This window comes from Marivita sp. S0852 (assembly GCF_046591575.1).
Taxonomy (GTDB): Bacteria; Pseudomonadota; Alphaproteobacteria; order Rhodobacterales; family Rhodobacteraceae; genus Marivita.
On sequence record NZ_JBIQWA010000001.1, the window covers coordinates 600,153 to 621,562 of the forward strand.

The following is a 21,410-nucleotide window of genomic DNA, read 5'->3' on the forward strand; positions in this document are numbered from 1 at the left end:
ATGCCCATCTCGAACCCCGTGGTCGCCAATGACCGCACCTATGCCATCCCGAAAACCTGCGCGATTGCGATCTGTCTGGACGGCTGCGAACCCGAATATCTTGAGGTTGCTATTGCCGAGGGCCTGATGCCCACGCTCAAACGTATCCGCGAGACCGGGACAGACCGTCTGGCCCATTCGGTGATCCCGTCGTTTACCAACCCCAACAACATGAGCATCGCCACAGGCCGCCCGCCAAGCGTTCACGGCATCTGCGGCAATTTCCTTTATGACCCCGAAACGGGCGAGGAAGTCATGATGAACGATGTCCGCTTCCTGCGCGCGCCGACCGTGTTCTCCAAGTTCTACGAAGCAGGCGCACGGGTTGCGGTTGTGACGGCCAAGGACAAGCTGCGCGCGCTACTGGGCGCTGGGCTGAAGTTCAATGAGGACCGCGCCATCGCGTTTTCCTCTGAACGCTCCGGCGACACCACCAAGGCAGAACACGGCATCGACAAAGCAAGCGACTGGCTCGGCATGCCCGTGCCCGAGGTCTACTCCGCCGACCTGTCGGAATTCGTCTTCGCCGCCGGTGTGAAGCTGCTCAAAGAGTGGAAACCGGACGTCATGTACCTCTCCACCACCGATTACATCCAGCACAAATTCGCCCCCGACGAACAAGGCGCAAAAGAATTCTACGCCATGTTCGACCGCTACCTTGCGCAGCTCGACGAAATGGGCGCTGCCATCGTCGTCACCGCCGACCACGGCATGAAGCCCAAGCACGACGCCAACGGCGACCCAGCGGTGATCTACGTACAAGACCTGCTCGACGACTGGCTCGGCAAAGACGCCGCCCGCGTGATTCTGCCGATCACCGACCCCTATGTCGTCCACCACGGCGCGCTCGGCTCGTTCGCAACCGCCTACTTGCCGGACGGCGCAGACATACAAGACATTCTGACCCGCCTCGCCCAGCGCGACGAAATCCTGGAGGCTATCGACAAAACTACAGCGGTCAGCAAATACGACCTGCCCGCCGACCGCATCGGCGACATCGTCCTTATTTCGACCGAAAACATGACCCTTGGCACCTCCGCTCACCGCCACGACCTCGCCGCGCTCAAAGAACCCCTGCGCAGCCATGGCGGGCTGACCGAACAAGAGGTCCCCTTCATCGTGAACCGCAAGATCGACCTGCCGAACGCGCCGACGCTTCGCAACTTCGACGCGTTCTTCTACGCCACCGCTGCAGCCGCGCTGGAAGAGGTGCCCGCATGACCGAAATTCGCCACGACCAGATGCGCATCGGCGGCGAGAAGGTCGACACAAAAGACCGCCTCGAGGTCCGCTACCCCTACACGAACGAGGTGATCGGCACTGTCCCCATGGGCACCGCCGAACATGCACGCAAAGCGTTCGAAATCGCGGCGAACTACCAGCCTAAACTCACCCGCTTTGAGCGCAGCCAGATCCTGCAGCGCACCGGAGAGATCATCGGCGAACGCCGCGACTACCTCGCCAAATGGCTGACGCTGGAACTCGGCATCTGCCACCAGCACAGCATCTACGAGACAAAGCGCGCGCAAGACGTTTACCAATTCGCCGCCGCCGAGGCGCTCAAGGACGATGGCGAGATCTTCTCGTGCGACCTCACCCACAACGGCAAGGCGCGCAAAATCTTCACCATGCGCGAACCCGTCCGCGCCATCAGCGCGATCACCCCGTTCAACCATCCCCTGAACATGGTCAGTCACAAGATCGCGCCGTCCATTGCGACGAACAATTGTATGGTGTGCAAACCCACGGAACTGACCCCGCTGACCGCGCTCACGCTGGCGGATATCCTCTACGAAGCCGGCTTGCCGCCCGAGATGTTCCAAGTGGTGACAGGGATGCCGCAAGACATCGGTGACGAGATGGTCACAAACGACAACATCGACATCATCACCTTCACCGGCGGCGTGCCCGTCGGCAAGATCATCGCGTCCAAAGCTGGCTACAAACGCACCGCGCTTGAACTGGGCGGCAACGACCCGCTGATCGTCTGCAACGATCTGACCGATGCCGACCTCGACAAAGCTGCGACCATCGCTGTCGCCGGGGCCACGGGCAATTCCGGCCAACGCTGCACCGCGATCAAGCGTATACTCGTACAGGACAGCGTTGCGGACAGGTTCGTGCCGCTCGTGGTCGAGAAAGCCAAGAAGATCAAATTCGGCGACCCGCAAGACCCCGCCACAGAACTCGGCTGCGTGATCCACGCCCAAGCGGCCGAACTCTTCGAAAAACGTGTTCTCATGGCCGCCGACCAGGGCGCGGACATCCTCTACCACCCAGAACGCCAAGGTGCGCTGCTGCCGCCCATCGTGGTCGACAACGTCCCCCATGACATTGAATTGGTGATGGAAGAAACCTTCGGCCCCATCATCCCCATCGTCCGTGTCCCCGACGACGACACCGAGGTGATGCGCATCTCCAACAGCACCGACTTCGGCCTGAGCAGTGGCGTCTGCACCAATGACCTGAACCGCGCGATTGCCTATATCAACGGCCTCAATGTCGGCACCTGCAACATCTGGGAACAGCCGGGCTACCGCATCGAAATGTCCCCGTTCGGCGGCATCAAGGACAGCGGCAACGGCGTGAAGGAAGGCGTGATCGAAGCGATGAAGTTCTTTACCAACGTCAAAACCTACAGCCTGCCTTGGCCATGATCGAGTGACCCTTCCCGTCCTCGGCATCGTCCTCACAGCGGCGCTTTTGCATGCGCTGTGGAATGCGCTGGTCAAGGCGTCGGGGGATCGGACTGTTACTCTTGGCTTGATCGCGTTGGGGCATTGTGTCCCTGCGCTTTTGCTGGTTCCGTTTGTGCCCGTTCCGAACGCTGTTGCGTTCTGGTATATCCTGGCATCAACGATCATTCATTGGGCGTATTACTACTTTCTTAATGTGGCTTACAGGTTCGGTGACCTGTCTTTGGTCTATCCGATCGCAAGAGGCACGGCACCTGTCATGGTTGCGTTCGGCGCCATGATTTGGGCCGATGAAACGCTGAGCTGGCTGGCATGGTCCGGCATATTTGCCGTGTCCGCCGGAATCATGGTTCTTGCCACTGTCAAACACGCTGACAAACGTGGCGTTGGAGCGGCCTTGATAACCTCGACCATTATTGCGGCGTATTCGATTGTCGATGGTCTTGGCATCCGCGCATCTGGCACACCGGTGGGCTATGTTGTGTGGTTGTTTGCAGCAGAAATCAGCGTGGCGGCCTTTGTTCTTGCCACACGCCTTGAACGTTTCCGCGGTCTTGACGTAAAAAGCCGAATGCTTGGATTGACCGGTGGCGCAATTTCCGGCGTGGCGTATGGCCTTGCTCTTTTCGCCAAGACCCTCGCTCCGATTGGCATTGTCTCTGCGGTGCGCGAGACTTCCGTTATCTTTGCCGCTCTGATTGGTGTGATCTGGATGAGTGAAGGGCCCGCCAATCGCCGTTTGCTTGCTGCGGGTATTGTTGCCATTGGTGTGATGATCCTCGCTCTGTCCTGAAGCCTGAAAGTTTTATGCAGATCCTTACTTTCCTCATCCATCTGGCAGGCGCAGTTCTGTTGCTGCTGTTCGCCGTCCGAATGGTCCGCACCGGCATTGAACGGGCGTTGGGGCCGCGTCTGCATCGCACGGTCAGCAAACCGCGATCTCCGTTGACCATGATGGCGTCTGGTTTGCTGATGGCGATGGTCTTGCAAAGCTCTGCGGCCGTCACTCTTTTGGTTGCGGGCTTTGCCGGGACCGGCAGCATTGGGTTTGTTCCCGGTCTGGCGATGGTTCTGGGCGGTGACCTTGGCTCAGCCTTGCTGATCATGCTGCTGTCACTGCAAGTCGAAGCGCTTGTTCCTGTGTTTCTTACGCTTGGCGGCCTTCTTTTCCTCAAATCCAAGACCAGAAGCTGGAAACAGGCCGGACGCATCCTGTTGGGCGTTGCCCTGATCCTGATCGCGCTCAGATACCTGCGCGAGGCCGTTGAACCCATTCGCGACAGCGCGGTCCTTCCGGCGCTGGCGGCCTATTTTGAACGAGACTTTGTTACCGCGTTCCTCACCGGTGCCGCCTTGGCCTTTGTCATGCACAGTTCGGTGGCCACAATTCTGATGACGGTGGCCGTGGTCGGCATGGGTGCCCTTCCCTTGGCGGCAGGAGTGTCTCTGGTTCTTGGGGCCAATCTCGGCTCGGCTGTGATTCCCGTATGGCTGACCCGCAATGCCGATCCCGGCACCCGACGTGTTCCATTGGCCAACCTTATCTTGCGCGGCCTGGCTGCGATAACTGCAGCGATTGTCATTGACGCATTTGGCCTGCCCCCGCAACTCGACCCGCTTGGCAACGGAGCAACACTGGTGGCCGTTCATATCGCGTTCAATACGGCGGTTCTGGCGCTGATCGTGTTCGCCATGCCAATTGAAAAACTGCTTTTGAAGCTGCTTCCGAACCCGATCTTGCTGCAAGAAATCAAACCCCTTCACAAATCTCATCTTGATCCGGGCACCATAGATGTTCCGGTTCGTGCGCTGGCCAGTCTAAGACGGGAAGTGATCCGCATGGCAGATGTGCTGTCTGAAATGCTTGCGCCCACGATGGAGCTTTACCAGACCTACAACGCCGATGTTGCCCGCGACTTGACCGAAGAGGACCAAGTGTTGAACAGCGCATTGAGCAATATTCGGGTTTTCGCCGCCGACCTGCCGCATCATGCCATGCAAAAAGAGGAAAAACGCGAACTTCGCGCGTTGGTGGATTACGCGATTGCCCTTGAGGCATCCGGAGACCTGTTGGTCAAACGATTGCTGCCCCTGGCACGGGAAAAATCTGAAAACGCATTGCGCTTCTCTAAACAAGGTTTTGAGGAACTGTCGGATTTGCACAGCCGCGTCAGCCAAAACCTTGCCACGGCGTCAAGCGTTCTGGTCAGCAATGATTTGCTGGGCGCACGCATGCTGCTTGAACAAAAGAAAGAGATTGCCCAGCTAGAGCGCAAAAGCCGCAAGGCGCATCTGAAACGGCTCAATGCCGGGATGGATGACAGTTTTGGCTCCAGCGATATCCACATCGAAACCGCCTATACGTTGAAAGAGATGCATTCCTGGATCGTGACCGTGGCCCATCCGATCCTTTACCGCGAGGGTCAGTTGCTTGAAAGCCGCCTTGCTGATGATGCCACCGGCAACAGTCCGGCCTCAGGTTGATTTGCGGAAAATGCGGGTTGACTGGAACATGTCTTCCAACGCTTCCATCCGGTCCCGCGCACTGTCGGGAACGCGCGTTTGCACTTCTGCAATCAAGGCCTCGATCACCAGATTGATCGCAAGCGTCGAATCCCAGCTTGATGGCACCTCGATCAGCGCATTCACCACGTGATCGGCAAGCTGCGAAATCGGAGATCCCCATTGGTCTGTAAACAATATGATCTCGGCCTCACGGTCTTTTGCCAATGCACACAGGCGTTGCAGGTCTTGTTCATAGCGACGAATATCGAACACGATCAGGACGGATCTGCGGTCCATATCCAGTATGTATTGCGGCCAGACATTGGGGGATGCGCCCAACAAGGTCACACCGGGGCGGATGATCTGCAGATGGTTGTAAAAGTAATCCGCATTCGACCGGGTGATCCGCCCGCCGGACAGGTACACAGGCCGCTTTGTGTCAGCCAGAACGCTGGCCAAAGCATCCAATCGGCCCGGTTCCAGCCTGTCAATTGTCCGGCTGAGGTTGTCAAAAACCGCCTCGGCAAAGGCTTTGAAGGCGGCAGAGCCGGGTTTTGCATCCCCCCACCCGTCGCGTTTGCGGATCGGTGTTTTGAATTGCGCTGACGCTTCCTCACGCATCGCGGCCTGAAGCTCGGGAAATCCGTCAAACCCAAGCTTGCGCGCCAAACGGATGACTGTGGGCGTGGAAACGCCCGCCGCATCGGCAATCTTGGTAATCGATTGCAACCCCCCCACCGGGTAGTCGCGCATCAATACGCCGGTCAATTGCCGCTCTGCCGGGGTAAGCGCGGCCGCGTGATCTTGCAAAAGCTCCTTGACGGAAACGGGCTTTGGCATGGGTGTGTCCACCTTTGTAGCAATTGCTACAGACTAGTCGATCAAAGTAAATAATTCAACTAAATTTGCTTGACAGGTGAGATGCCTGTCCTCCTAATGCCTGCGTGACACCCGCTGATCCTCATACGATTCTAAGCCATGATGAACGCCGGGTTGCCGAGGTTATCAACCCCACCGGCACCTCGCCGATCTGTCTGGTCTGCGAACATGCAAGCGCAGTGATCCCCGCATCCCTGTCGGATCTGGGGCTTGCTCCGCAACATCGGCACAGCCACGCCGTGTGGGATATTGGCGCTCGCGATCTTGCGGTGGCATTGTCAAATACGCTCAACGCGCCGCTGGTCGCATCGCGGATTTCTCGACTTGTCTATGACTGCAATCGCCCGCCCAGCGCGCCCGACGCCATCCCGGCCAGGTCCGAAGTCATAGATGTACCCGGAAACCTCGGGCTAAGCGATGCTGACAAAGCCGCGCGCGTTGCTGACGTCTATGCACCGTTCCGCAGTTTGCTCAGCCAGACCCTCGACGGTTTTGCTTTTGCACCGACGCTTGTCACGCTCCATTCCTTCACGCCTGTCTGGCACGGCAAGCGGCGCGACGTTGAGCTTGGGTTGCTGCATGATCGTGATGACAGGCTGGCCAAGGCCATGCTGCAACACGCACCCGAAACGGTCACAACCCGCCTTAACGCGCCCTATTCGGTTACAGATGGCGTCACCCATACCCTGCGCGAACACGCCATTGCGCGGGGATTGCATAACGTGATGATCGAAGTCCGCAACGATCTCATTTCAGACCAGCAGGGGGTTACACGCTTTTCCGACATCCTGAACGATATGCTTTCCAAGGCGCTCACGACACTTGCGGCGCAGGCGGTCACATGACCAGACTGCTTCAGCGCTATGTCGCAATCATCGACCCGATGAACCGTACGATCGGCCGGATCGTAATGTACGGTATCTTCGTGATGATGGGCATTCTGCTCTGGTCGTCGGTGTCGAAAACCTTCTTCCTGCCATCGCTCTGGACGCTCGAAATGGCGCAATATGCGCTGGTCGCCTACTACGTCCTTGGCGGGCCATACGCGATCCAGATGGGCAGCAACGTGCGCATGGACCTGATCTACGGCGAAATGACCGACCGCCGCAAAGCCGCCATCGACGCAGTGACGGTGGTTTTCCTGCTGATCTACCTCGGCTTCCTGCTCTATGGCGGGTTGGCCTCGACCGCCTATTCACTGGGCTATTTCGGCTCTGAGCCGTTCAGCTTCTTCACCGGCCTCATCACAGGCTCCGAAGAACTCGGCTTCCTCGAACGCAGCCCAACGGCGTGGCGACCGTACCTTTGGCCCATCAAAACGGTAATGGTCATCGGCATCCTTCTGATGCTGCTGCAAGTCCTTTGTGAACTGGCAAAAGATATCCTGCGCCTGCAAGGGCACGATATGGGGGCCAAGGTCTGATGCCGTACGAGTTGATCGCCATCCTCATGTTCTCGACCATGATGCTGATGCTGCTCACCGGGCAACGGGTGTTTGGCGCGATTGGCTTTGTCGCGGTCATCGCCGCGTTCCTGTTGTGGGGCGATCGAGGCGGATACAACCTTGGCTTTTCGGCCGCGATGAAGCTGATGAAATGGTATCCGCTCCTGACCCTGCCGATGTTCATCTTCATGGGCTACATCCTCAGCGAAAGCCGCATCGCGGATGACCTGTACCGCATGTTCCATGTTTGGTTCGGCGGCGTCTCGGGCGGGCTGGCGATTGGCACCATCGGCCTCATGGTCCTGATCTCTGCCATGAACGGCTTGTCCGTCGCAGGCATGGCCATCGGCGCCACCATTGCCCTGCCTGAACTGCTCAGGCGCGGGTACGACAAACGCATGGTCACAGGCGTGATCCAGGCCGGATCATCCCTCGGCATCCTCGTTCCACCCTCTGTTGTGCTGGTCCTCTATGCCATGATCGCCCGCCAGCCGGTTGGCCAACTCTGGCTTGCAGGCGTGATCCCCGGCCTGATGATGGCTGCGATGTTCATCGTCTACATCACGATCCGCTGCAAACTGAACCCATCCCTCGGCCCCGTCCTGCCCGCCGCTGACCGCGACATCCCCAAGGCCGAAAAATACCGCCTCCTCGGCGCAGGCCTGCTGCCACTGGGCATCTTTTTTACCATGATGATCCCCTTCGTGAACGGCTGGACCTCGCTTGTCGAAAGCTCCGCCATCGGCGCCCTCGCCGCCATGCTCGCCGCGATCCTCAAGGGGCGCATGACGCGCGAAGTGTTCGAGAACTCGGTCCGTAAGACCCTTGGCATCACCTGCATGTTCATGTGGATCATCCTCGCCGCTCTTGCCTTCGGCGCAGTGTTCGACGGCCTCGGCGCGGTGAAAGCCATCGAAAGCCTGTTCACAGAACAGCTTGGCCTGAACCCCTGGGTGATCCTGATCCTGATGCAACTCAGCTTCATCATCATGGGCACGTTCCTGGACGACACCGCCATGCTGGTGATCGTCGCACCGCTTTACGTGCCGCTGGTGGGCGAACTTGGCTTCAACCTGATCTGGTACGGCATCCTCTACACGATCACGACCCAGATCGCCTACATGACGCCGCCCTTCGGCTACAACCTGTTCCTGATGCGCGCGATGGCCCCGCCCGAGATCGGCCTCAAGGACATCTACACCTCGATCATCCCCTTCGTTCTGGTGATGGTCTGCGCGCTCGCCATCGTCATGATCTTTCCGGAGATCGCCCTTTGGCTGCCCGGAGTTGTTTACGGAAATTAACCAACCAGACCCCGAACAAACGGGGCATTTCACACCAACCGAGAGGATTTGAAAATGACCACAAGACGTAAGTTTCTCACCACCGCCGGTGCAGGCGTCGCCGCCGCACCCCTCGCGGCCCCGGCCCTCGCGCAATCGACCATCACATGGCGCATGCAAACCTACGCGGGCGCGGCACTGGCCGAGCACGTGATCGATCCAGCGATTGAGATGTTCAACAAGATCGCTGGCGACCGCATGCAGATCGAGTTGTTCTACGCCGACCAGCTTGTCCCCACAGGCGAACTCTTCCAGGCGATGCAACGCGGCACAATCGACGCGGTGCAATCCGATGACGACAGCATGGCGTCGCCCACCGAAGTCACCGTGTTCGGCGGCTACTTCCCGTTCGGCTCGCGCTATTCGCTCGACGTGCCAGTGCTGTTCAACCAGTACGGTCTGAACGAGATCTGGGACGAAGAATACTCCAAAGTCGGCGTCAAACACATCTCTGCCGGTGCATGGGACCCGTGCCACTTCGCCACCAAAGACCCCATCCGCTCTCTCGCAGACCTGCAAGGCAAGCGCGTCTTCACCTTCCCGACTGCTGGCCGCTTTATGAGCCAATTCGGCGTGGTCCCGGTCTCGGTCCCATGGGAAGACGTGGAAGTCGCCCTGCAAACCGGAGAGTTGGACGGCATCGCTTGGTCCGGCATCACCGAAGACTACACCGTCGGTTGGGCGGATGTGACCAACTACTTCCTCACCAACAACATCTCGGGCGCATGGGCCGGGTCGTTCTTTGCGAATATGGAACGCTGGAACGAACTGCCCGAAGACCTGCAAACCCTGTTCCGCGTCTGCTGTGACCAATCGCATTATTACCGCCAGTGGTGGTACTGGGGCGGCGAAGCCAACCTGCGCGTCAACGGTGACAAACTGCAACTGACGTCCATCCCGGATGAAGAATGGGCCACGGTTGAGGCCGCCGCGCGCGAATTCTGGGACGAGATCGCGGCCGAGTCTGAGACCAAGGCCCGTGTTGTCGAGATCTTCAAACAGTACAATGCCGACATGGAAAAGGCGGGCCGTCCGTACCGTTACACCTAATCGCCAAAGATCGGCCCCGACCTTGCGTTCCGGGGCTGATTTTGTTCGAACAAAATCACCAGCTCCTGTGAAGGGGCTGGCACCCAGACCACCCAAGAGGACCCCCATGACATTCGAAGACCTCAAAGCCCTAGCCGAAACCGGCGAGATCGACACGGTGCTTGTCTGCATGGTCGACATGCAGGGCCGCCTCATGGGCAAACGCTTCCACGTTTCGAACTTCATCGAGAACGCGTGGAAAGAGACCCATTGCTGCAATTACCTGCTGGCCACCGACCTCGAAATGGCGACTCCCGAAGGGTACAAATCAACCAGTTGGGAATCTGGGTATGGCGACTACGTAATGAAGCCCGACATGCACACGCTGCGTCCGATCCCATGGCTTGACGGCACTACAATGGTGCTCTGCGATATCATCGACCACCACACGCATGCCGCCGTCCCACACTCGCCCCGCCAGGTGCTCAAAAAGCAAGTTGCGCGGTTGGCCGAGATGGGCCTGACCCCGATGATGGCGACCGAACTGGAATTCTTCCTGTTCGAAAACTCCTTCGATGACATTCGCAAAGGCGGCTTCCGCGACCTCGCCCCGATCAGCGGCTATAACGAGGATTACAACATCCTCCAAACCACCCGCGAAGAGCACGTCATGCGCCCGATCCGCAACCATCTGGTGCGCGCCGGTGTCCCGGTCGAAAACTCCAAGGGCGAAGCCGAAACAGGCCAGGAAGAACTCAACATCCGCTACGCCGATGCTGTCGCTTGTGCCGACAACCACACCATCGCGAAACACGCGGTGAAAGAGATTGCGCAGCAACAGGGTCACGCCGTGACCTTCATGCCCAAATGGCGCGCTGATAAAGTCGGCAGCGCCGCGCATATACACCAGTCTCTGTTCAAGGGGGGCACCAACGTCTTCCACGATGCTGATGCGCCGCTGACCATGTCGGACCTGATGAAATCCTATGTCGCGGGCCTGATCAAATACGCCCCTGACATGACCGTCTTCCTCGCGCCCTATGTAAATAGCTACAAACGCTTTTTGCCGGGCACCTTTGCGCCGACGAAAACCGCGTGGTCCGTTGACAACCGCACCGCAGGCTATCGCCTTGTTGGCGAGGGCACAAAAGGCGTCCGTATCGAGTGCCGTATCCCCGGCTCGGACATCAACCCCTACCTTGCCTGCGCCGCGCAACTGGCTGCTGGCATCAAGGGAATGGAGGAAAAGCTTACCCTTGACGATCCGGTCACGGGCGATGTCTACAACATGAAAAACATCCCCGAGATCCCCAACACCCTGCGCGCCGCAACCGAAGCCCTGCGCGGATCAACCCTGCTGCGCGAAGCGATGGGCGAAGATGTGATCGACCACTACACCCGCTGCGCCGAAGTCGAACAGGAAATGTTTGACGCCGCCGTCACCGACTGGGAAATCCAGCGCGGATTTGAAAGAGCTTAACCCATGACCAAAACAGTTGACCTAATTTCGCCCATCGACGGGTCGGTTTACCTCACCCGCGAGGTGCTGACGCAAGACGCTGCTTTCGCCGCCGCCCAGCGCGCGAAAGACGCCCAATCAGACTGGGCCGCACGGCCCATCGCGGATCGCATTGCCATGGTGCGCAAAGCGGCCGACATTATCGGCAAGCAGCAAGACCGCATGACAACCGAAATCGCGCATCAGATGGGCCGCCCTATCCGCTATGGCGGCGAATTTGGCGGGTTCAACGAACGCCTGACCTATATGGCAGATGTGGCCGAAGACGCGCTCGCGCCAATGGAAATCGAAGACAGCGAGGCGTTCCGCCGCCTGATCAAGCGCGTTCCGTGGGGCACGGTCATGGTCATCGCGCCTTGGAACTACCCTTACATGACCGCGATCAACACGGTCGCCCCGGCCCTTATTGCAGGCAATACGGTGATCCTGAAGCACGCGGGCCAGACCCTGAAAGTAGGCGAACATTTGGCAGAAGCGTTTCACAACGCGGGCGTTCCAAAAGACGTGTTTCAAAATCTTGTCCTCGACCATGACACAACCTCGGCTTTGCTATCCCGCAAAGCTGTCGATTTCGTTAATTTCACCGGCTCCGTCGGCGGCGGTCAGGCCATCGAACGCGCCGCCGCTGGCACCTTCATGCCCGTCTCAACCGAACTTGGCGGCAAAGACCCCGGCTATGTCCGCGCCGATGCCGATGTGGATGCGGCAGTCGAAGGTCTGATGGACGGCGCGATGTTCAATGCGGGCCAGTGCTGCTGCGGCATCGAACGCATCTATGTGCACGAAACTCTTTACGATCAATTTGTCGAAAAAGCCCTTGCTTGGGTCAACGCCCAGACCCTCGGCAACCCGCTCGACCCCGACACAACGATGGGCCCCATGGCCCACAAACGCTTCGCAGCCGAGGTCCGCGCGCAGATCGACGAGGCCGTCGCCCAAGGCGCCAAAGCCCATATCGACTCCATGCCAGCCGATGATGGCGGCGCCTACCTGACCCCGCAAATCCTCACCAATGTCACCCACGACATGCGCGTGATGCGCGACGAAAGCTTTGGCCCCGTCGTCGGCATCATGCCGGTCAAGGACGACGCTGAAGCCACCGCGCTAATGAACGACAGCCAATTCGGCCTGACAGCCTCCATCTGGTCTAAGGACGTGGCCAAAGCCGAAGAGATCGCCGACCAGATCGAAACCGGCACCGTGTTCCTGAACCGCTGCGACTACCTCGACCCCGCGCTCTGCTGGACCGGCTGCAAAGACACCGGGCGCGGGCAGGGCCTGTCGAAACTGGCGTATCAGGCTCTGACACGGCCCAAATCCTACCACTTAAAGAAAGCGTAAATCATGGCCCTGACAGGAAACTGGTCCTACCCCACCGCCATCCGCTTCGGTGCTGGCCGCATCTCGGAAATCGCCGAGGCGTGCAAAGCCGCAAACATCGCCAAGCCCCTGCTGGTCACGGATCGCGGGCTGGCGGATATGGACATCACCACCAAGACGCTCGACCTGCTGGACGCGGCAGGGCTGGGCCGCGCGCTCTTTGCCAATGTCGATCCGAACCCCAATGAGAAGAACGTCGAAGAAGGCCTCAAGGTCTACCGCGAGGGCGGTTTCGATGGCGTCGTCGCCTTCGGAGGCGGTTCCGGCCTTGATCTGGCGAAAACGCTTGCCTTCATGGCAGGCCAGACGCGCCCGCTCTGGGATTTCGAAGATATCGGCGACTGGTGGACCCGCGCCGACCCCAACGGCATCCACCCCATCGTCGCCGTGCCCACGACAGCAGGCACCGGGTCCGAAGTGGGCCGCGCCAGTGTCATCACCAACTCTGAAACGCACGAAAAGAAGATCATCTTCCACCCCAAGATGCTACCAGCCGTGGTGATCTGCGACCCAGAGTTGACCGTTGGAATGCCCAAATTCATCACTGCTGGCACCGGCCTCGACGCCTTCGCCCACTGCGTCGAAGCCTTCAGCAGCCCGCATTACCACCCCATGAGCCAAGGCATCGCTTTGGAGGGCATGAAGCTGGTCATCGACAACCTGCCCGTGGCCTATAACGACCCCACCAACATCGACGCCCGCGCCAACATGATGAGCGCTGCCGCCATGGGCGCAACCGCCTTCCAAAAGGGCCTCGGCGCGATCCACGCCATGTCCCACCCCATCGGCGCGCATCACCACACACATCACGGCACAACCAACGCCGTGTGTATGCCGGCTGTGTTGAAGTTCAACGCCGACGCCATCCGCGACCGCTTTGATCAAGCGGCAGGCTATCTTGGTATAGATGGCGGGTTCGAGGGCTTCCAAGCGTTTGTCGACCAGTTCAACACACAGCTCGCTATCCCGAAAACACTCTCCGAGCTGGGTGTCAAAGACCCAGATCTCGACATTCTGGTTCGCGACGCGTTGAAAGATCCGTCCACTGGTGGCAATCCCGTCAAAATGACAGAAAGCAACACTCGCACCATGATGGAAGCCATATTGTAAAATTCAACTGGCAAAGATCACGGATCGCGTTCGAAAAGCAGACAGTCTTTCAAGCCGCTGTTTTTCTCAAATTCCTTGAAAGCAGCTCAAACCTATCGAGGCTGGCGCTTGGTCCGCGTCTTCTTCTTTTTTGAAATATGCCGGGGGGTGCGGGGGGCTGGCCCCCCGTGTCTCGACGGGTTCCGGCACGGCGACGCCAGTATAATCAGGCTGCTACGTCAACAGAATGTGCATCAAATTTTGTAATAGTCACGATACCACGCCACAAACCGCGCCACACCGGTTCGGATGTCGGTTTGTGGCGCATATCCGGTCAGGTTTCGCAACAGCGACGCGTCGGCCCAAGTGGCAAAAACGTCGCCCTTTTGCATGTCCATGTAATTCCGTTTGGCGGTGATCCCGGTTTCCGCCTCGATTGCTTCGATAAAATCAAGCAATCGTACCTTGTCTGAATTGCCGATATTGACCACCCGGTAAGGCGCTGCTGGGCTCAGCGTATCATTGTCCACGGCTGTGTCAGGTGCGCCGGGGATCGTGTGCATCAACAATCGAATCCCACGCACCAGATCATCCACATAGGTAAAGTCCCGATACATGTCGCCATGATTGTAGATGTCGATCGGCGTCCCTTCGAAGATCCCTTTGGTGAATTTGAAAAGCGCCATATCCGGGCGGCCCCATGGCCCGTATACCGTGAAGAACCGAAACATCGTGGTCGGGATTTGCCACAAATGCGCATAGGCATGGGCCATCGCCTCATTCGCTTTCTTCGTCGCGGCATAGAAGGTCAGCGGCGTGTCGGCCTTGTCCGTCTCGCGAAATGGCATCTGATCGTTGGCCCCATAAACCGATGACGTTGACGCCATCAGCAGATGCGCAACCTGCAAATGCCGCGCGGCTTCCATGACGTTGAACGTGCCCACCAGATTGCTGTCCAGATAGGCACGCGGGTTTTCCAGCGAATAGCGCACTCCGGCCTGCCCCGCGAGGTGAACGATGATATCCGGCTCGAACTCTATCGCGACCTGCGAGAACGTTTCGTTTTCCTCCAGACTGGCTTGCGTAAAACTGTAGTTTTGCGATTGCAGCAGCATTTGGTTGCGACGCTGTTTCAATGTGACATCATAGTAATCTGTCATCGCGTCATAGCCATGAACCACATAGCCCTCACCAAGAAGCAACCGGGCCAAGTGGTATCCGATAAAGCCGGCCGTGCCGGTGATGAGAACGCGGGTCATAATGAAACTCTTGGGTGTCGTATCAGCCAAAACACGCCTATCACGCCGCGTGTATCACCGCCATAGACGCACCTTCACTGCCCGTGCTTACTCTCTTAACGCGACCTGACCAGTGATTTCGCAAACGGACTGGTACAGGGCGGACCGTGGACATACATCCACTTTATGAGACTTCGTTCGCTTTTCGAAAAATCCAAGCGTTCTACTGTGGCTGTTCCCTATGACCCAATCGCACCGGATGGAGCGTTTTGTGTCATCGGCGACATTCATGGGCGGTTTGATCTGCTACAGTTATTGGTTGGCGCATTGCCCAAAGGGGTCAGTATCATGTCGGTGGGCGATATGATCGACCGTGGCGCACAAAGCGCGGATGTTCTGCGCTTTGTCAAAGATCATTCCGAAATGTCGGCCTTGATGGGCAATCACGAAGCGATGATGCTGGCCTTTTTGTCAGATCCGGAAACCAATGGCAGCCGCTGGATCAGAAATGGCGGGCTTCAAACCCTGACCAGCTTTGGCATTTCCGGTGCGACCGAAACCGCAAATGCCCAGCAATTACGCGATATGCGCGACGCCTTGTTCAATGCCATGGGCGACGATCTTGTCACTTGGGTATCGGGGCTTGAACATGTCGCCTCATCCGGCAATGTCGTGGTGGTTCATGCCGGGGCCGATCCTGATCTGCCCCTGACCGATCAAACCGCCGATACATTTATCTGGGGCCACCCCCAATTTCACAAGAAACCCCGAAGCGATGGGTTTTGGATTGTGCATGGACATACAATTTTCGATACGCCCAAACTGCGGGAGGGTCGTATTTCCATAGACACCGGGGCGTATGCAACGGGCCAACTGACCGCGGCCGTGTTTTCCAAAGATGGCGTTGAGTTCGTGACAACCTGAACCCGTTCTGCTCAGGACGTTGCGGCAATGTATACCACTGTATGCGGTTTACGACTCGCAGCATTTCTTTTATGGCAAGAGCAAATCCAAGAAAGGCGTGACCCATGGCTGACAATAGCACTCCCGATATCATTTACACCAAAGTAGACGAAGCCCCGGAACTGGCTTCGGCCTCTTTTCTGCCAATCATCCAGAAATTCGCAAGTGCCGCAGGGGTGAGCGTCGGCACCAAAGACATCTCTCTGGCGGGTCGCATCATCGCCACCTTTCCCGAAGTCCTGACACCCGAGCAGCAGCAATCCGATGACCTGGCCGAACTTGGCAAACTGGTTAAAACGCCCGAAGCGAATGTGATCAAACTGCCGAACATCTCGGCCTCTGTTCCGCAATTGGTTGCGGCAATCAAGGAACTGCAAAGCCAAGGCTATGCGCTTCCTGATTATCCAGAAGCGCCCAGCACCGACGCAGAGAAAGCCATCCGCGCAAAATACGACACAATCAAAGGATCTGCCGTGAACCCGGTCCTGCGCGAAGGCAACTCCGACCGCCGCGCGGCCAAGGCGGTGAAATCCTACGCCCAAAACAACCCCCATCGCATGGGGGATTGGTCCGCCGACAGTAAAACGCGCGTTGCGTCGATGTCGGGGGGGGATTTCTTTTCGAACGAAACATCCGCAACTTTGGCCGAAGACAGCACCGCCAAGATTGTTCTTGTCGGACAAGACGGATCAGAAACGGTTCTGAAAGACGGGCTCAGCTATCCGGCAGGCACGGTTGTCGACGCGACCTTCATGTCGGCCAAGGCTCTGGATGCGTTTCTTGAGGACGAGATCGCAAAAACAAAAGCGGACGGAACGCTCTTTTCGTTGCACCTCAAAGCGACGATGATGAAGGTCTCTGATCCAATCATCTTTGGTCACGCGGTCAAAGCCTTCCTCAAGCCTGTCTTCGATAAATACGGCGACGAAATGGATGCGCTTGGCGTTGACCCCAATTCGGGTCTGGGCGATTTGCTGGCCCGGGTTGATGGCAACCCAGAGATCAAGGCCGAGATCGAAAAAGTCATGGCAGATCAACCGCCGATGTATATGGTGGACAGTGACAAGGGCCTGACCAATCTGCACGTTCCCAGTGATGTGATCATCGACGCCTCTATGCCCGCTCTTATCCGCGCAGGCGGCAAGGGATGGGGGCCGGATGGCGCGGAATCTGACGCCAACTGCATAATCCCCGACAATTCCTATGCACCGGTTTATGACGAGGCGATCAAGTTCTTCAAGGAAACCGGCAAGATGAACCCGGCCACCGCTGGCACCGTTCAGAACATCGGCCTGATGGCGCAGAAGGCGCAGGAATACGGATCACACCCAACCACGTTCGAAATCCCGCACCCGGGTACGGTCAAGATGATCCTGGGCGACGGAACGGTCCTGCATGAACATACCGTCGAAACGGGCGACATCTGGCGCTCTGCCTCCGCGCGCAAGGCCCCGATCGAAGATTGGGTGCAACTGGCCATCGACCGTCAGAAAGCGGAGGGCTGCGAAGCGATTTTCTGGCTCGACGCCGACCGCGCGCATGACGCAGAGCTGATCAAATACGTTAAACCGATCCTTGAGGCGAAAGGCGTGGCCGACAAGTTCAAGATCATGGCCCCCCGCGAAGCGACCCGTGCGTCGTTTGAAACAATCACCGCTGGCAAAACGTCCATCGCGATCACCGGCAACGTGCTGCGCGATTATCTAACCGACCTGTTCCCGATCCTTGAATTGGCAACGTCGGCCAAGATGCTGTCTATCGTCAAATTGATGAACGGTGGTGGTCTTTTTGAAACCGGCGCGGGCGGATCGGCCCCAAAGCACGTCCAGCAGTTGGTGGAAGAAAACCATTTGCGTTGGGACAGCTTGGGCGAATTCTGCGCACTTGGCGAAAGCCTCCAGTTCCTTGCTGACGCGCGCAACAACGAAAAGGCGCGCGTTCTGGGCAAGGCGGTTGATGCGGCAACGCAGGGCATCCTCGACAACAACCGCTCACCTTCGCGCAAGGTGGGGGAACCCGACAACCGCGACAGCCATTACTGGTTCGCCCGCTACTGGGCCGAGGCGCTGGCGGAACAGTCCGACGATGCCGAGCTTGCGTCACATTTTGCGCCCATAGCGAAAGAGCTGGCCGATAAGGAAGACGCGATCCTGTCTGAGCTTGCAGCGGCACAAGGCAAGCCAGTGGATATCGGCGGATACTATCACAGCGATCCCGCAAAGACGGCGGCGGTTATGCGACCGTCCAAAACGTTGAACGCAATCATAGGCTAAACAATCTAGGTCGGGCAAACCTGTCCGACCTACCCCAACGCCCCGTCATTGGTGCGGTCAGGGCATCTCAGATCCTCGACGATGCTGAAGCGTTCCCAGACGACCATCATGTCTTCGGAAAAACCACCATTGCGCAGGAAATACGCGCGGTGGTCAGCGGCCCAGGCCTCTCTGGTTTCCCTCTCGCCCTCTGCCAGCGCCATGTCATCGGTCACGTCCAAGAAGCGGCATTTCACAACCTCCTCTGTTTTGATGACAAGTTCCGGATCACCGCTCCAGTTCAGCACGATATCGCACCGCCCCGGTTCAGGCAGCGGTTCCCCCTGCTCAAAATCCCGTAAGGCTCCGGTTGTCGCGGTTTTCTTGCCCACACGCACAAGACGGATCAACCTTGCGCTCAAATCGGCAGAGTCGCCGAATTTGAACGTCACCGCACCCGAATAGCGGCGGTGCAAATGCAGCAGATCTTGGGACAAAGCCATACGCCTTCTATACGTTTAATGGGCTGTTTCTCCGGTCAGCTCTACAGTAAAGAACCAATCTTCATCGGCGTTTCTGGACAGCATCTCGTCTGGGACAACTTCTGGACCGGACAGGAAAACATTCGATCCGAAGTGATGATGCAAGCGTGACAGCTTTTCCAATCGTGCTCCAGTCAAATCTGCATAGAAATTCGCGTAATTTTCGGTCGCGCGCAGCGCGTCGATCTTGGCGCGGTGCGCTTTGACGGCGGCATCATGCGCCGCGGCAATCTCGGGGTCGGCCATCAGGCGTGCCAGCTCTTTGCGCATCATCGGCAGGCGGGTCTGGATCGACAGCTCTTCTTCGGCGTTGTTGTTCATGCGAAACCAGTAGGCGAGCCCCTGATCCCGGTCCACGTGGTTCACCCGCCCGCGATCCCGCTTGACCAGAAAGCTCTCGGCAGAGCGCACGGCGTAATGGTTCAACTGCACCAGATCATAGCCATAGGTATCGGTCGTCGACCGCCAGCCATTGCGGAACATCTCACGCGGGAGCGGTTGGCCAGATCCGTTGACCCAGTTGATCTGTTCCCAAAGCTGCGGGTTCAGCCCCTTGGGCCGGTGCACGCCCAGTTTTTTGAACAACCCGATGTTCTGGAACAGCGTCTTGAACCCCCAGGCCTGATGCGGCTTGCGGGCGAACTCGGGCGCGCAACGCAGGAATTGTTCGGTGATCGGGCGGTCGCTGTATTCATGCACATCCCCGTTGCCGAACAGCCGCCAGGTCATCGCGATCATGTTGGCGTTGGGCACCGCGTCGAACAAAGCGTCGAGAGTGCCGTCGCCGACCTTGATGTTCACGAACTCGTCCACGTCGATGCACGTCACCCATTTGGCGTTCTTGATGACGGGCTCAGTCTCTGACGCCTGCAATGCTGCGTGCTGCGGTTTCAGGCCACTCTCCCGAAACGGATTTTCGCGATGCTGCACCAGCCCTTTGCGTTCGAGCATTTGAAGCATCGTGTCGGTGCCGTCGGTGCAGTCATTGGTGTAGACGATAATGTCGTCGAACCCGATGGCGTGATGATAAGCCAGCCATTCAAGGATGAACGGCCCTTCGTTTTTCATCGTCGTCACAATCGCCCGCCGCCCTTTGCCTTTTGGCACGGGATCAGGCTCTAACTCGGGCATTCTGACGGGTTTGTGGCCCCAATAGCTCTCTGCCATCTCCAAAAGAGGCGGATGTTCGATCAACGAGGTTTTCGGCACGATCTTGGAAATCGACGGCGTCGGGTGCCGCAGTGCCATATGACGGTAAAAGAGCTGCGTGCGCGTGCGGTCCGGCACCGCGTTGCCGATGCGGATCAGCCGCCATATCGCCGCCTCGGGCGCTTTGGCAGGGGCGATACACCAACGCTGGCGGCCCCCCTTGGCGTCGAACTGCACACAGATATGGTCGGCAAAGCGCGTCGGCTGACCCTTGCGCACACGCCACGGATAGCAATGTCGCCCGATCAGCGCGATCACCCCGCCTTCAGCCGCGACAGCACTGTCAAAGACATTGGGCGCGTCCACCGGCATCAGGTCATGCACATCAAGGTTGGCCACCGCCCGCGCGTCTTTCAGAAACCGCGCGCGCAGGATTTCGTAAAGCGACATCGCGCCAAGCGGGGCATCCCAAGGCGACGGCGGCGGCACCTCCATCCGGTCCTTGCCCGGAGCTTCGGGCACGTTGAACGGATGCGCCTCGGCGGGGGCATCGGCTTTGCCCAAGGGCAGGTCGCTGCACAGGATCACGACCTGCATGTCGGGCAGATCCGCAGCTGCAAGTTCGCGCGCAAAGTCCGGGTCCGACCCCGGTTGCGCACGATCCACGATCACAGCGGCTTGCAGGTTTTGCGTCGTCGCATGATGCCGCAGCCATGTGGCCACTGTGCCCGCGTCTTCCCCATTTCGTATGGCGGCAAGGGTGTTTTGGCCTTCAAACAATCCGTGTTCCGCAGCAAACGGAGTGATCTGGGCCTCTGCGCCATCAACACAAAGCGTCACCGACGTGTTTGGGGGGGCTGCATAGGTGGCACAAACAGCGCCACCGACGCTGATCTGCGAAAGGGCCTCTGCCCCGCGATTGACCACAAGCCGGGAAACATCACTGCCAGCGGCAAAGAACAGCGTGGTGCAAGAGATGCCGTCGACAACATCGCACACGGCATCGAGCACTGTGACCGCCCCAAGGCGAACCCCTGTCATGCGCCGTTCAATAATCTTGGCCATAGCGTCTCGCATGTGTGTCCAGGTGCAAACCTACGGGATGTTCTGAAACCTTGTCACCCGCTCGCGACCAGGCCGGCGGTGTGAATGGCAATTGAGTCACAACCTGACCGCCGTTCCCACGCTTTGGCGTAACTTTTCTTTACAGATCCGCAATGTCCTTCCACCATAATGCGACATGAGCCCGACAAGAGGCAGAGCAGAGATCCCGAATATGGCCCTTCCAGACACCTTCGCGGTGCGGTTGATCGAGACCGTGAAAGAAAACAATCTGTCAGACT

General features: G+C 58.4%; 17 protein-coding genes. 13 read left to right on the plus strand and 4 right to left on the minus strand.

All coding sequences use genetic code 11. The features are described from left to right. Genes phnA through ACG74X_RS02960 form a run of 4 tightly spaced genes read left to right on the plus strand, consistent with a single transcriptional unit; the run spans window position 1 to window position 5,219 of the window. Window positions 1-1,260, plus strand: a complete 1,260-nt coding sequence (gene phnA, locus ACG74X_RS02945) for a phosphonoacetate hydrolase (RefSeq protein ID WP_411232610.1) — start codon at window positions 1-3, stop codon at window positions 1,258-1,260. Continuing rightward, complete coding sequence (phnY, locus tag ACG74X_RS02950) at window positions 1,257-2,696, plus strand: phosphonoacetaldehyde dehydrogenase (RefSeq protein ID WP_411232611.1); 1,440 nt, start codon at window positions 1,257-1,259, stop codon at window positions 2,694-2,696. The genes phnA and phnY overlap by 4 nt, the downstream gene beginning before the upstream one ends. A 4-nt stretch (window positions 2,697-2,700) precedes the next feature. After that, window positions 2,701-3,528, plus strand: a complete 828-nt coding sequence (locus ACG74X_RS02955; protein ID WP_411232613.1) for a hypothetical protein — start codon at window positions 2,701-2,703, stop codon at window positions 3,526-3,528. 14 nt (window positions 3,529-3,542) lie between these two features. Next, window positions 3,543-5,219 carry a Na/Pi cotransporter family protein gene (locus ACG74X_RS02960; RefSeq protein ID WP_411232614.1) on the plus strand — a complete coding sequence of 559 codons (1,677 nt, stop codon included), beginning with the start codon at window positions 3,543-3,545 and terminating at the stop codon, window positions 5,217-5,219. Here ACG74X_RS02960 and ACG74X_RS02965 read toward each other — a convergent pair. Next, complete coding sequence (locus ACG74X_RS02965) at window positions 5,211-6,080, minus strand: MurR/RpiR family transcriptional regulator (protein WP_411232616.1); 870 nt, start codon at window positions 6,078-6,080, stop codon at window positions 5,211-5,213. The genes ACG74X_RS02960 and ACG74X_RS02965 overlap by 9 nt on opposite strands. 104 nt (window positions 6,081-6,184) lie before the next feature. Between ACG74X_RS02965 and ACG74X_RS02970 the strand changes: the two genes are divergently transcribed. The 7 genes from ACG74X_RS02970 (at window position 6,185) to ACG74X_RS03000 (ending at window position 13,944) form a co-directional block, all read left to right on the plus strand. After that, entirely contained in the window at window positions 6,185-6,964 is a 780-nt protein-coding gene (locus ACG74X_RS02970) for an N-formylglutamate amidohydrolase (RefSeq protein WP_411232617.1), read from the plus strand. Continuing rightward, window positions 6,961-7,542, plus strand: a complete 582-nt coding sequence (locus tag ACG74X_RS02975; protein WP_411232618.1) for a TRAP transporter small permease subunit — start codon at window positions 6,961-6,963, stop codon at window positions 7,540-7,542. The genes ACG74X_RS02970 and ACG74X_RS02975 overlap by 4 nt, the downstream gene beginning before the upstream one ends. Next, window positions 7,542-8,867 carry a TRAP transporter large permease gene (locus ACG74X_RS02980; RefSeq protein WP_411232619.1) on the plus strand — a complete coding sequence of 442 codons (1,326 nt, stop codon included), beginning with the start codon at window positions 7,542-7,544 and terminating at the stop codon, window positions 8,865-8,867. Before ACG74X_RS02975 ends, ACG74X_RS02980 begins: the two co-directional genes overlap by 1 nt. 54 nt (window positions 8,868-8,921) lie before the next feature. After that, window positions 8,922-9,956: a TRAP transporter substrate-binding protein gene (locus tag ACG74X_RS02985; protein WP_411232620.1), complete on the plus strand. Its 1,035-nt coding sequence runs from the start codon at window positions 8,922-8,924 to the stop codon at window positions 9,954-9,956. Between the two features lie 106 nt (window positions 9,957-10,062). After that, window positions 10,063-11,415 carry a glutamine synthetase family protein gene (locus tag ACG74X_RS02990; RefSeq protein ID WP_411232621.1) on the plus strand — a complete coding sequence of 451 codons (1,353 nt, stop codon included), beginning with the start codon at window positions 10,063-10,065 and terminating at the stop codon, window positions 11,413-11,415. A gap of 3 nt (window positions 11,416-11,418) precedes the next feature. After that, complete coding sequence (locus ACG74X_RS02995) at window positions 11,419-12,795, plus strand: aldehyde dehydrogenase family protein (protein ID WP_411232623.1); 1,377 nt, start codon at window positions 11,419-11,421, stop codon at window positions 12,793-12,795. A gap of 3 nt (window positions 12,796-12,798) precedes the next feature. Then, a complete protein-coding gene (locus tag ACG74X_RS03000) occupies window positions 12,799-13,944 on the plus strand; it encodes an iron-containing alcohol dehydrogenase (RefSeq protein WP_411232624.1) in 1,146 nt (381 codons plus the stop codon). 233 nt (window positions 13,945-14,177) lie between these two features. On the opposite strand, the gene ACG74X_RS03005 is transcribed toward ACG74X_RS03000, so the two are convergent. Next, a complete protein-coding gene (locus tag ACG74X_RS03005) occupies window positions 14,178-15,182 on the minus strand; it encodes a GDP-mannose 4,6-dehydratase (protein WP_411232625.1) in 1,005 nt (334 codons plus the stop codon). A gap of 207 nt (window positions 15,183-15,389) precedes the next feature. Between ACG74X_RS03005 and ACG74X_RS03010 the strand changes: the two genes are divergently transcribed. Continuing rightward, on the plus strand, window positions 15,390-16,085 hold the full coding sequence (locus ACG74X_RS03010) for a metallophosphoesterase (RefSeq protein WP_411232627.1): 696 nt from the start codon (window positions 15,390-15,392) through the stop codon (window positions 16,083-16,085). A gap of 104 nt (window positions 16,086-16,189) precedes the next feature. Further along, a complete protein-coding gene (locus ACG74X_RS03015) occupies window positions 16,190-18,397 on the plus strand; it encodes an NADP-dependent isocitrate dehydrogenase (RefSeq protein WP_411232628.1) in 2,208 nt (735 codons plus the stop codon). 29 nt (window positions 18,398-18,426) lie between these two features. Here the strand turns inward: ACG74X_RS03015 and ACG74X_RS03020 are convergent, their stop codons facing one another. After that, entirely contained in the window at window positions 18,427-18,879 is a 453-nt protein-coding gene (locus ACG74X_RS03020; RefSeq protein WP_411232630.1) for an ASCH domain-containing protein, read from the minus strand. 15 nt (window positions 18,880-18,894) lie between these two features. Continuing rightward, on the minus strand, window positions 18,895-21,144 hold the full coding sequence (locus ACG74X_RS03025) for a glycosyltransferase family 2 protein (RefSeq protein WP_411232632.1): 2,250 nt from the start codon (window positions 21,142-21,144) through the stop codon (window positions 18,895-18,897). Window positions 21,145-21,410 lie beyond the last annotated feature (266 nt).